Source organism: Sphingorhabdus lutea (assembly GCF_001889025.1).
In the GTDB taxonomy this organism is placed as follows: domain Bacteria; phylum Pseudomonadota; class Alphaproteobacteria; order Sphingomonadales; family Sphingomonadaceae; genus Sphingorhabdus_B; species Sphingorhabdus_B lutea.
In genome coordinates this window covers 1337843-1350248 of the sequence record NZ_CP018154.1, presented here as the reverse complement: position 1 = coordinate 1350248, position 12406 = coordinate 1337843, and the positions used below count along the sequence as shown (strand labels likewise).

Genomic DNA, 12406 nt, shown 5'->3' with positions numbered 1-12406 from the left:
GGCTATTATTGTGCGGTCCAACCCCCATCGACCGACAAATTTGTACCCGTTATCGCACTTGCCTCATCCCGGCAAAGATAGAGCATTAAAGAAGCAAGCTGTTCGACCTGAACAAATTGTTTTTGCGGCTGATTGGCAAGCAGCACGTCATTTATCACTTCCTCCCTGCTTAACCCGCGCGCCTTCATCGTATCAGGAATTTGCCCCTCCACCAATGGCGTCCATACATAACCCGGGCAAATATTATTCACGGTTATTCCCTGCTGCGCCACCTCCAACGCAACGGTTTTGGTCAATCCGGCAAGCCCGTGCTTCGCGCTATTATAGGCGGATTTATAAGGGGATGCGACCAAGCTATGCATTGAACCGGTGTTGATAATGCGCCCCCATCCCTTTGCCTTCATCGCGGGCAAACATGCCTTTATCACATGAAATGCAGATGATAAAATAATCGCAATCACCGCATCCCATTTATCATCGGGAAATTCATCTATGGGTGATACATGCTGAATCCCTGCATTATTGATAACAATATCCGCGCTGCCCATTTCTGTATCGCATCGCGCGACCATAGCGCGAATTTCATCCGGCTTTGTCATATCGGCATCGCTATATATTGCCATTGGTGCGCCAAGTTTTTTAAGCTCGTCAATATGGGCGTTGATTTCATCCCTATCGCCAAAGCCATTCATCATGACATTGGCCCCATTTTGCGCCAATATTTTTGCATAGCCAAGGCCGATACCGCTGGTCGATCCGGTGATTAGCGCCGTTTTGCCGGTTAAAAAAGTCAATGCCATTCTCCTGCTTTGATAAAGTAAGGCCTTTATTTCAGGCTTAATTCAAAATAATAATGCTTGATTGTTGCGTTTTTTGATAAGAACCGCAATGCTGTTGATAATATATTTTTTACTGGGGAAAATCCATGCGCCTTGACGATTATGATGATGGGATTCAGGTCCGCGATCAACGTGGCGGAAATTTTGGCGGCGGCGGCGGTCTGGGCGGCGGCGGTGGGGGATTGGGTTTACTTCTCTCCTTCCTTCCCATGTTGTTGGGCAATCGCAAAATGGGCTGCGGCACCATTTTAATCATCGGTGTTGTGGGATATTTCCTTGTCGCTGGCGGAGGATTAAATTTGGGCAGCATGTTGGGTGGCGGCCAGCCTGCAACACAGGGGCAAGTGCAGGGACAGGGCGGCAGCAATTTAGAAGAAAGCTGTAATATTGATGCCTCCAGCAGGGAGGTGTGCAACACTCTTTCCTCTCTTGACAAAACATGGGGTCAAATGATTCAAGGATATACCCGCCCCACCCTTACCTTTTTTAGCCAAAATGGACAATCAGGATGCGGTGCGGCGCAATCGGCCATGGGCCCATTTTATTGCCCAGCCGATAATGGCGTATATTTGGACAATGATTTTTTCAGTGAACTTGATCAAAAATTCGGCGCAGCGGGCGATTTTGCGCGCCGATATGTTATCGCGCATGAGGTTGGCCACCATATCCAAACCATTACCGGAATTTCGGCAAAGGTACGCCAATTGCAAAGCCGCGCATCCGAGGCAGAGGGAAATGCCCTGCAAGTGCGCATGGAATTACAGGCAGATTGTTTAGCAGGTGTGTGGGCCGCAAAAAACAAGGACAGGTTGGAATCAGGCGATATAGAAGAAGGCATGCGGGCCGCCAATGCCATTGGCGACGACACATTAATGCGCAATGCAGGCCGCCGCCCCGTTCCAGAAAGCTTTACCCACGGCACCAGTGAACAACGCAAACAATGGCTAAATCGCGGATTGCAAAGCGGAAACCCCAATAATTGCAACACATTTGAGGGGATTTTTTAATCCCCATCTTAACCAAATAACCAATGCCCCAACAAACGATCAAAAGGAAATGTAAAAAATCCAGCGACCAATAATGCCCCGATGATAAAACCACGCGCCTGTGAACGGTGGCGTTTTATATCGCGGCGGCGCGCGGATATAATCAGCACCGGCACACCGATGACGGTTATCACCGACAATATGTGGATAAGGCTGAAATTCCCGTCATTGGTCAACCTGATATCAAAGCTAATCAAAGCAGTGGCAAGCATTGACAACGCCCAAATCCATCCGAAAATACGGTGCGATTTGTCCCCTCTTTTTCGCAATAACATAATCGGCGTGATGACCAATGCAGTGGCAAGAGTGGCAAGATGCGCCCAAATTTGCCATGGCAGAATATGCCATTGATCCATGCCCTTTGCCACCGCAATAACTGCTGCCGTCAATAAGATAATGGATAGCAGGGCAAGCGCCCGTTCCATCTTATCTGGCGCAATTGAAACGCGATAAACCTGTCCCTTTTTACCAAAAAAATCACTAATTATACTAGCCAAGACTTATCTCCTGCAATAACATCATGGCAATATTGAACAAGGTGAGGATTAAATCAATGCGGGCATATATATATATTCTATCAACGGCATGTTTGGCGGTATCAAATGTCAACATGCCTGCAAAGGCAATTGACGGGCATCAGGAAAATGAAATTTCCGATGTGACTGCATTGACCAATGAATATTGGGCCTTTGTGTTAAAAGAAGCCCCAACCTTTGCAAGTTCATTGGGCGTGGATGATTATGCCAATGAAGTCGGCGAGTATAGCCGCGAGGCAGATCGCCGCCGCGCGGCAAAGGCCGAGGAGTTTCTAAATCGGTTAAATAAAATAGATATGGCCAGCCTGACATCCAATGAAAAAGTGGATTATGGCATTTTGAAACGCACATTATTAGAGACAATAGAGGGCGATAAATTTCCCCAATCCTATATCAATTTCACCAACAGGTCGGGATGGCACCAAAATTTTGCCAGCATGTCGGACAATTTACCCTTTCGTAATGCCGCCGATTATCAAAGCTATAATAACCGGATGAAACAATTTTCACGGGTAAATGACCAATCAATTGAGGTCGCCAACGAGGCGATAAAATTGGGCGTCACCCTGCCCTGTGCGGCGATGGAGGGATATGAAAACAGCATAAGCGGCCTGATTGTCGGCGATGGCACAAAATCACGTTTTTATGGACCATATTCAAAACCCATGCCCATTGGCATGGATAGGGAAGAATTTGAAGGCTATGCCCTGCAAATGGCAGTAGCCTATTCCAAAATCATCCGTCCAGCATTGGAAAAACAGCTTAATTGGTATTTAACATCATATAAGCCCGCTTGCTCGGTAAAGCCGGGCATTTCCGCACAGCCACAGGGCGCTGCATATTATGATTATCGCGTCAAATTGATGACCACGACAAATAAAAGCGCCGATGAAATTCACAATATTGGATTATCAGAGGTGGCCCGTATTCGTGCAGAAATGGTTGAGGTGGCTAAAGAAGCCGGATTTAATAGCCGCGAGGCATTTATCGAACATTTGCGTACCGATCCGAAATATTATGCAAAAACACCCGAAGAATTGATGGAATATGTGGCCCGCGTGACCAAGGAAATTGATGGCAAAATGCCATCTCTTTTTGGCCGTCTTCCCCGCCTTCCCTATGGCATAAAGGAAATTCCCGCCGAAATAGCCGAAGGGACAACAACTGCATATTATAATCCTGGATCACCAGAAATTGGCATAGCGGGTTTTTACTATGTCAACACATCCAAATTAGACCAGCGGCCTTTATGGGAAGTGCCCGCGCTTTCCGTGCATGAAGGCGTGCCGGGCCATCATCATCAAATCGCCCTGCAACAGGAATTAGAGCTTTCCGATTTTCGCAAAAATGGCGCATTTTTTACCTCCTTTGTTGAAGGATGGGGGCTATATTCAGAGCGGTTGGGCATTGAAATGGGCCTATATGATACGCCGGCAAAAAATATGGGCCGCCTGTCCTATGAAATGTGGCGGGCATGCAGGCTGGTCGTTGATACCGGCATCCATTCCAAAGGATGGAGCAAAGAGCAAGCAATTGATTATATGAAGGATAATACTGCCTTGTCTGAGGCGAATATTGAGGCAGAGGTTAACCGTTATATCAGCTGGCCCGGTCAGGCTTTGGCCTATAAAATTGGTGAGTTGAAAATTCGCGAATTACGTGAAAAGGCATCAAAGCAATTGGGCAATAAATTTGACCTTCGCACATTTCATGATGTTGTTTTGGGTCAGGGCGCGGTGCCATTGGACGTATTGGAACAACAGGTAAATGATTGGATTGAAACAGAGTTAAAGGGATAATTTAACTTATAAGCAGATAAAAGGCGCGGGAAACATTACCGCGCCTTTATCATTTTTTTAGTTATTGTTTATTGTCAAAAATGATTATTTTGGTTCGGGTAAACCCTCGTCAATATCTTCTTCCTCACCATTTTCGCGAGCTTCTTTGGCGGCGCGTGCTTTTTCAAATTCAACGACGCGTTTTTCCACTTCCTCTGACTCCGCATCAATTTTCGACAGACGGCGTTGACGCTCCGCCTCAATAATTTGATTATAGCTAACCCCATCGCCTCGCGCTTTTTCTTCATAGGCATCGGCAACAAATAATTGATTACATCCAGTAAAGCCTGCTGCGCCAGATGGCGAACAACTGTTAATGCCGCTGGCACTTATCCTGCTTAACGTTTTAATTCGTTGATCAAGTGGTTGGATTTGTGGATCATTGGGGTTGGACCGCAAAACAGGCGGGATGCGATAACGCTCCTCCTCATCCAATTGGCCGCACACCAAAATTTCATCGCCCGTCGCCTTGGGACAGGGGTCTTGCCCATAAACAAAAACAAATCGCACCGATTCATCGGCAATATTTGGCCGTAAGTCATTATTGCCACTTTGCGCCATTGCCGGTGCGGTAAATGCCAAATTGCCAATTAAAAATGCGGTTGCTGCCAAATATTTCATATGTCCACTTTCCATAGATTTTCTTATCCATAACCGCTTTGTTATGAACGCGCGATGAAAGATTATATTCTTTTCGATATCGCAATTGCCGCCTTGCAACCCAGTCGGATGGCCGCGCTCATCAAAGGATATCCAATGGCCTGTTCCGCACCATTTTTTAATGCAGTTTCCTTATGCTCCAATTCCTCGGCGCGAAATTCCTCAATCAATGCGGATAATTCCGGCTCTGCCTGTCCCAATTCATCCAATTGCTCGCTATAATGCTTGTCTATTTCGGTTTCCACCGCCACCGTGCACGCCATAGCCGCCTTTGGCCCAATGGCAGCGGTTGCCGCGCCAAGGGCAAAGCCAGCGACATTCCAAAAAGGCTGCAACATGGTGGGGCGCACCCCGCGCTGTGCCATTAATGTATCAAATGCATCAAGATGGCGTTGTTCCTGCTCAGCCATGTGGCGGATTTCGCGCGCCATGGGATGACGATTGCCCATTATCGCCATTTGCCCTGCATAAATGCGCTTTGCGCCAAATTCGCCTGCTTGGTTGACGCGTATCATGGAGGCAACATCATCTTTTTGTAACATAGAAGAAAAATTACCCATATTTACCCCTTTATTACTGATTGAGAGCGGAATAATATTTTCAACGACAATATTGCAGCGCCCAATGAAATGAGGAAATTATATCCCGCAAGCGAGATACCAAATAAATCCCATGGTGCGACATCGCATCTTACAATTGGAGCATTTTCAAGCGCCTCAAGAAAATTTGCGCCATTGCCAATGGGGACGCTGCATGCGGTTAACCCCTGCCACCAGCCATATTCAACACCGGCATGAAACCCGCCAATAAGGCCGCTTATCATCACCGATATTGCAGCAATTAACGCCAAAAATTTGGCCAGCCCGGGATTTTTCCGGTGCAACATCATATATCCAATTACCGCGAAAATAATCGCCGCAAAATGCGGGTATCTTTGCCACCAGCACATTTCACATGGATAAAGATGAAACCCATATTGCCCGATATAGGCGCCCGCCAATAATGCAAAGGATGTTAAAAATGATATGAGTATCGATTTTTTAATATTGTTCATGCTGCGCAGAATGGGCAAAAAGCACAGAATATTCAAGCAATATTATATCAAATAAATCCAATCATTATTCATGGCCAACTTTATGGCTGTTTGGGCTTATTATCCTTATTTTTCGCCAAACGCATGCTATTGGGCCCTAAACGGCGCAGTGTATCCAATGCATATGCCATTTGAAAATCCTCCACACCCTCGGCCTTTAATTGCTCGGCCGTTTTGGTGAAGCGTGGATCATCAATATTATCATCTTCCAATTTGCTGTCATCAACCTTTAAATCATTGACCAAATGGCGCAATAAATCGGATTCGCGCATGACGGTGCGGTTTTTATAATCCGGATCGGATAATTGCGGAACGCGCACATCAGGCTTAATCCCGCCTTCCTGCACCGAACGGCCAGAGGGCAGATGATAACGCGCAATGGTCAAACGCAATCCAGTATCTTGAGATAGCGGCAGCACATTTTGCACCGATCCCTTGCCAAAGCTGCGCTCTCCCATCACAATGGCGCGGTGATGATCCTGTAGCGCACCGGCAACAATTTCGGATGCCGAGGCAGAGCCCGCATCAACCAATACAATGACGGGAAGTCCCTTTGCCAAATCGCCCTTAATTTCGGTTTCAGCATACCAACGTTTGATGCTGGAACGTTCACGGCCACGTTCGGAAACTATTTCGCCCTTATCCAAAAATACATCAGATACGGCAACCGCCTCATCCAATATGCCGCCCGGATTTGACCGTAAATCGACAATATAACCCAATGGTTTTTTGCCCAAATCACGTTCAATATCCTTAATCGCGCTGGCAACATCCTTGCCCGTTTCTTCGGAAAAACTGTTGATAGAGATAATCCCAATTTGGTCCTTCACCTCCCATTTAACAGGTTTCAGATCAATCACCGCACGGGTGATATCCACATCAAATGGGGCATCGCGCCCTTCGCGCACGATGGTAAGTTTAATCGACGTGCCGGGCGTGCCGCGCATTTGCTCCACCGCCTCATCCAATGTCCCGCCATAAATTAACTTACCGTCAAGATGGGTGATATAATCGCCAGGCTTAATCCCTGCCTTATCCGCGGGGGTATCGGCAGTTGGCGCAATAACCTTTACCGCGCCCTGTTCAATGGTAACCGAAAGGCCCAATCCGCCATATTCACCATCAATTTGGGTTTGCAGCGATTGGAAATCGGATTTGGAAAGAAAGCTGCTATGCGGGTCTAGGCTGGACAACATGCCCTGAATTGCGCCTTCCATCAATTGCTTATCATCGACCTTATCAACATAATTGCGCTTTACCTGTTGATATACAGCGAAAAATTCCTCCATCTCGCTCAAATCGCTATTGCTTTGCGCGGTTAATGCGCCCGGGATCATCGCGCCCAAGGAAATTAACCCAATCGCACCAATGATTTTTAACGAGAGGTTCTTTTTCATGCTATTCATCCTCAAAATATTGTCCATATACTATATAGTCGCAATGCCGCTTTGGTGAAAGGCCATTTACCATGAATATTATGCATGGGCAAAATGAACGATAAATGAGCGGGATATTTTAAGTCATTTTACAAAATAGGATATTTATCGCGCAATCATATTTATTGCGCTATCATTGCCGCCACATCCATATTGCGGCCATTGCGGCGTAATTCCACCCTAATCATCGCGGTTTCATTGGGCGACACACCAATATTCTCGCCCTTTGTCACGACGTCAGCCTTGCGTATATTTAACGATGCCATGCCGGTGACCAACGTGGACCAACCCGCGCCATGATCAATAATGACAATATTGCCATAACCGCGATAATTTCCAGCATAGGAGATTTTGCCCCCCGCTGGCGCCTTTATCTTTGATCCGGCATCAACCATCAGGCCAAGCCCGCGTTCGCGATATCCATTAATGCTAATCTCACCAAAGCCAAAAAAAATCTGCCCCTTAACTGGCATTTGGTAAATATCAGGCATGATTGCGGGCCGCTGCCTACCCTCTTTGCGCAAAGTTGGACCTGATAATTTGGCAAGTTCAGCTGCGACAATATCGGATTTTTCAATATTGTCGATGCGATCGACAATGTCCCTTGCACGTTCACCCTCCAATATGGCTTGGTCAAGCTCCAACGCGGCATCGGCCCGAAACTGCCCTGCCTTTTTCTGTGCGCCGCTGGCCAATATTGCCAATTTTGCTTCTTCCTCGGCCAATGCCTTTCTGGACGCGGACAATAGGTTAAGCGCGGCCTGTCTGTTATTTAATAATTTACGTTTGGTGGCGATGGCAGCGCGCAATTTGGCGGTTCGGCGCAATATTTGCGGCTCAATGGCCGATAAAATGGCGCGGGTGCGCGCGTAATTTTTAATTGAACTTGTTCGGGTAAATAACATGGTACGCGGCTGTTTTGCCAATTGTAATAATGCCGCATTTAATCGTAAATTTGGGTTATTCGCCTCGTTCAGCGCAGCCTGTGCATGTTGCAATTGGCTGTTCAAAATGGCCAATCGCGCCTTTGCCGCATCAACCTCGGCGCGCGATGCCTCTACTTCGGCCTGTGCAGCGGCACGTTTCGCGGCCAGTTTATCCGCCTCATATTGGCTATTATCGGCTTGTTCTTGCAATTTTTCAGCACGTTTTCGCGCGGCTTCTGCCTTTTTCTTGGCCTCAATTAACGCGCTACGCTCGCTATCCACCGACACCGCATTTATGGCCGCGGCCACCGGATTACACATCAACACAACCGCCAAAATCACCGAAGATTTCACAATTTTTTTTACGGTTGAATTAGGATAAAATGCCATGCCCCCTATCCTTGCCGATGATAGGGATGATTTGCAAGAATGGATGTGATGCGAAATAATTGTTCGGCCAACATTGCCCGCGCCAACATATGCGGCCATGTTAAACGGCCAAATGATAGTAATAAATCGGCCTCATCACGCTGTGCTTTACTAAACCCATCGGCTGGCCCAATAATGAAACGACAATGCTGCACGCCATCATCGCGCCAATCCCCAACGATTTGCGACAATTCCAATGATGAGAGGGTTTTGCCCCGCTCATCCAATAATATGGTTTTTGTGCGGCCCGATATTGGCGGCAATTCCTTGGCATTATCGCTTAATTCGGTGATTTGGGTTGGCCAGCTTATACGCTTTATATAACGGTCAACCAAATCACCCTCGCTGGAGCGGCCAATTTTCCCATGCGCAATAATTTGCAAGGTCATGGCCATAAATCGCTCCTTTTACCGAATAAATATTATTCAGGCTTTTTCGCAACACCCACCATGGCGGGACGAAGCAAACGGTCCTTTATTTGATAGCCAGCCTGCATTTCGGCAACAATGGTGCCCTCTGGCTCTTCACTGGGGATTTCGACCATTGCCTGATGCACATTGGGGTCAAGCGGCATGCCCATGGCAGCAACACGAACAATGCCATGCTTGCCAAAAATATTGGTCAATTCGCGGCCCGTGGCATCCAATCCGGTGACCAGCCCCTTAAACTTTTCGTCTTCTCGTAATTCAACCGGTATCGCGTCCAATGCGCGGGTTAAATTATCCGATACAGATAAAATATCGCGGGCAAAGCTTGTCGCGGCATAGGTTCGCGCATCCTGCACCTCTTTTTCAAGACGGCGTCGCACATTTTGCGTATCGGCCTGTGCATAAAGCACTTCTTGTTTTAACGCAGCAACCTGTTCATGCAATTGGGCCAATAATTCGGCTTCGCTGTCCTGCGGCTCTTCTTCGGTCAAAATTTCGTCCGTTTCAATTTCGGCATTTGCAAATGGATTATCCTGTTCATCACCGGCAGGTTTGTTTTTATCTTCGTTCATTATTCATTTCTTCTATTTAAGTATAAAATTCAAACTATCACTGCGCATATAGATATTATGTCAATTACATCAAGCATAGCGATGAAAAATCATAAAATCTATTTGATTAAAGTGGATAAAGTCTTTGCGGTAAAATCCACCATAGGAATTATCCGTCCATAATTTAACCTTGTCGGCCCAATCACCCCAACAACGCCAACAACCTTGCCCCCTTCATCATGATAGGGCGCGGCAATGATGGACGAACCGGAAAGCGAAAATAACCGATTTTCCGATCCAATAAATATCCGCATTGATTGGGCGGAACGGGCGCTGTCCACCAATTGGGCAATTTCCTGTTTATTTTCCAAATCGTCCAATAAATTGCGGATACGGTCCAAATCATTTACCGCTGCTTCGTCCAATAAATTGGATTGCCCTTTTACGATTAATACGGGCCGTTCATCCGCATCAATTGACCAAATGGCCAATCCTTGTTTTACTAAATTTGCGCTGGCGCGGTCCAATGCCGCCTGTTCATTTCTAATTTCTGCATCCAATGCCGCCTTTGCATCATTTAATGTCATGCCGCAAAATTTTACGGTCATATAATTGGACGCCTCCACCAAGGCGCTATCATTAACCGGCGCATTTAATTCAATGATACGATTTTCAATATGGCCATCACTTGCGACCATAATCGCCAAAATTTGATTTTGAGATAATCTAGCAAAGCTAAATTGTTTCAATATTGCCTCTCTTTTTGGCGCCATAACTATCCCCGCACAGGAAGATAGGCCGGATAAAATCTGACTGGCGGAGGCAAGAGCTTCCTCTATCGGCCCATGGCCTGTTATTTGCGATTTTATCGCGCGTTGTTCCTCCATTGTCGGTTCGTCGGTGCGCATCATACCATCAACAAATAAACGAAGCCCGCTTTCGGTGGGAAGTCGCCCCGCGCTGGTATGCGGCGCGGCAAGCAGGCCCATTTCCTCCAAATCCTGCATCACATTGCGAATAGAGGCAGAAGAAAGCGAAAGGCCAGAAATTTTAGACAAAGTTCGGCTGCCCACGGGAAGGCCTGAATCCAAATATTGTTCAACAATTACCCGAAATAATGTGCGGGTTCGGTCATTTAATTCATATATTGGCGGCATGGTCATTTTATTTAGATAATGGATTTCACCCATATTGCAAAGCCTGCATAATCAGCTATCAAAGGCGCAAATCAAAAAAGGAAAAAATTATGCGTCCATCCGGCCGTTCCGCAGATGAAATGCGGGCCATTTCAATTGAAACAAATTATATTAAACATGCCGAGGGCAGTGTTTTAATCAGTTTTGGTGATACAAAGGTTATTTGCACCGCCAGTGTTGAAGACCGCCTGCCGCCATGGATGCGCGGCAAGGGTGAAGGTTGGGTCACTGGTGAATATAGCATGTTGCCCCGGGCCACCCACACACGCGGCCAGCGTGAAGCCGCAAAGGGCAAGCAATCGGGCAGGACACAGGAAATTCAGCGCCTTATCGGGCGCTCGCTGCGTTCTGTGGTGGATATGAAAAAATTGGGCGAACATCAAATCACCCTTGATTGCGATGTGATACAGGCCGATGGCGGCACGCGCACCGCATCCATTTCTGGGGCATGGGTTGCCATGCGTCTTGCCGTGGATGGATTATTGGCGAAGGGCGCGATTAAAGAAGACCCGATTAAGGGCCATATTGCGGCCATAAGCTGCGGCATATATAATGGTACACCGGTGCTTGACCTTGATTATATAGAGGATAGCTCCGCCGATGCCGATGCCAATTTTATTTTGTTGGAGGGCGGCCAAATTGCCGAGGTTCAGGCAACAGCAGAGGGCGCAACCTATGATGAGGAGGCATTGCTGCGGTTAATGCGTTTGGCGCGTATTGGGTGCGACCAAATCATCACGGCGCAAAAATCTGCGTTATCGAAATAATTTAGGAAATTTTCCATGAATAAAAAACTGTCCGCCGGAAAATTGGTCATTGCCAGCCATAATCAGGGCAAGGTGCGGGAAATTCGCGCCTTACTTGCCCCCTATGGCATTGAGCCAATTTCGGCGGCAGAGCTGAATCTGCCCGAACCAGAGGAAACGGGAACGACATTTGCCGAAAATGCATTGATAAAGGCGCATAGCGCGGCCAAGGGGGCAAATATGGTCGCCCTTGCCGATGATAGCGGCCTGTGCGTCACATCATTGGGCGGTGCGCCCGGCGTTTATACCGCCGATTGGGCGGAGGAAGAATTTTTTCATGCCGGAAAACGCACCACCGATGGCAGCCGCAATTGGTATCTTGCCATGGGTAAGGTGGAGGGCCGCCTTGCGCAATTGGGCATGGATGTGGACCGCAGCGCCTTTTTCACCTGCACCCTTGCCCTTGCATGGCCCGATGGTAGCGAGCGGGTATTTGAAGGGCGCGTCAATGGCTCACTTACTTGGCCGCCACGCGGGGACAAAGGATTTGGATATGATCCGGTCTTTGTGGCAAATGGCATGGATAAAACATTTGGTGAAATCGACCCCGATGCCAAACATGCGATTAGCCACCGTGCAGATGCCTTTGCCAAATTTATCGCCGACATGTTTTAATGCAGCA

Annotated in this window: 14 protein-coding genes; 4 read left to right on the top strand and 10 right to left on the bottom strand. The window is 47.4% G+C overall.

Translation table 11 applies throughout. The annotated features are described in order from the left end of the window. Window positions 1–5 precede the first annotated feature (5 nt). The gene (locus LPB140_RS06425; RefSeq protein ID WP_072559128.1) at window positions 6–800 is read right to left on the bottom strand and encodes a 3-hydroxybutyrate dehydrogenase; all 795 of its coding nucleotides are present in this window, start codon (window positions 798–800) and stop codon (window positions 6–8) included. Window positions 801–925: 125 nt separating this feature from the next. On the opposite strand from LPB140_RS06425, the gene ypfJ reads away from it, so the two are divergent. Continuing rightward, a complete protein-coding gene (gene ypfJ, locus LPB140_RS06420; protein ID WP_072559127.1) occupies window positions 926–1846 on the top strand; it encodes a KPN_02809 family neutral zinc metallopeptidase in 921 nt (306 codons plus the stop codon). An 8-nt stretch (window positions 1847–1854) separates the two neighbouring features. Here the strand turns inward: ypfJ and LPB140_RS06415 are convergent, their stop codons facing one another. Then, on the bottom strand, window positions 1855–2382 hold the full coding sequence (locus LPB140_RS06415) for a DUF2306 domain-containing protein (protein ID WP_232223371.1): 528 nt from the start codon (window positions 2380–2382) through the stop codon (window positions 1855–1857). Between the two features lie 56 nt (window positions 2383–2438). Here LPB140_RS06415 and LPB140_RS06410 point away from each other — a divergent pair, with 56 nt between their 5' ends. Then, window positions 2439–4220, top strand: a complete 1782-nt coding sequence (locus tag LPB140_RS06410; protein ID WP_072559126.1) for a DUF885 domain-containing protein — start codon at window positions 2439–2441, stop codon at window positions 4218–4220. 84 nt (window positions 4221–4304) lie between these two features. Here the strand turns inward: LPB140_RS06410 and LPB140_RS06405 are convergent, their stop codons facing one another. From LPB140_RS06405 to hrcA, 8 genes are all read right to left on the bottom strand, one after another. Beyond that, on the bottom strand, window positions 4305–4880 hold the full coding sequence (locus LPB140_RS06405; protein ID WP_072559125.1) for a hypothetical protein: 576 nt from the start codon (window positions 4878–4880) through the stop codon (window positions 4305–4307). A 62-nt stretch (window positions 4881–4942) separates the two neighbouring features. Then, on the bottom strand, window positions 4943–5479 hold the full coding sequence (locus LPB140_RS06400) for a demethoxyubiquinone hydroxylase family protein (RefSeq protein WP_072559124.1): 537 nt from the start codon (window positions 5477–5479) through the stop codon (window positions 4943–4945). Window positions 5480–5481: 2 nt separating this feature from the next. After that, window positions 5482–5973 carry a disulfide bond formation protein B gene (locus LPB140_RS06395; protein ID WP_072559123.1) on the bottom strand — a complete coding sequence of 164 codons (492 nt, stop codon included), beginning with the start codon at window positions 5971–5973 and terminating at the stop codon, window positions 5482–5484. 80 nt (window positions 5974–6053) lie between these two features. Beyond that, window positions 6054–7409, bottom strand: a complete 1356-nt coding sequence (locus tag LPB140_RS06390) for a S41 family peptidase (protein ID WP_072560567.1) — start codon at window positions 7407–7409, stop codon at window positions 6054–6056. Between the two features lie 161 nt (window positions 7410–7570). Then, window positions 7571–8764, bottom strand: coding sequence for a murein hydrolase activator EnvC family protein (locus LPB140_RS06385; protein WP_072559122.1), 1194 nt, complete (start codon window positions 8762–8764; stop codon window positions 7571–7573). Window positions 8765–8769: 5 nt separating this feature from the next. Beyond that, window positions 8770–9192 carry a 23S rRNA (pseudouridine(1915)-N(3))-methyltransferase RlmH gene (locus LPB140_RS06380; protein ID WP_072560565.1) on the bottom strand — a complete coding sequence of 141 codons (423 nt, stop codon included), beginning with the start codon at window positions 9190–9192 and terminating at the stop codon, window positions 8770–8772. Window positions 9193–9224: 32 nt separating this feature from the next. Beyond that, window positions 9225–9803, bottom strand: a complete 579-nt coding sequence (gene grpE, locus LPB140_RS06375; RefSeq protein WP_072559121.1) for a nucleotide exchange factor GrpE — start codon at window positions 9801–9803, stop codon at window positions 9225–9227. Window positions 9804–9901: 98 nt separating this feature from the next. Next, window positions 9902–10945, bottom strand: coding sequence for a heat-inducible transcriptional repressor HrcA (gene hrcA, locus LPB140_RS06370; protein WP_072560563.1), 1044 nt, complete (start codon window positions 10943–10945; stop codon window positions 9902–9904). An 83-nt stretch (window positions 10946–11028) separates the two neighbouring features. On the opposite strand from hrcA, the gene rph reads away from it, so the two are divergent. Both rph and rdgB read left to right on the top strand, forming a co-directional pair. Continuing rightward, window positions 11029–11745, top strand: coding sequence for a ribonuclease PH (gene rph, locus LPB140_RS06365; RefSeq protein ID WP_072560561.1), 717 nt, complete (start codon window positions 11029–11031; stop codon window positions 11743–11745). Window positions 11746–11760: 15 nt separating this feature from the next. Further along, complete coding sequence (rdgB, locus tag LPB140_RS06360) at window positions 11761–12399, top strand: RdgB/HAM1 family non-canonical purine NTP pyrophosphatase (protein ID WP_072559120.1); 639 nt, start codon at window positions 11761–11763, stop codon at window positions 12397–12399. The last annotated feature ends 7 nt before the right edge of the window (window positions 12400–12406 follow it).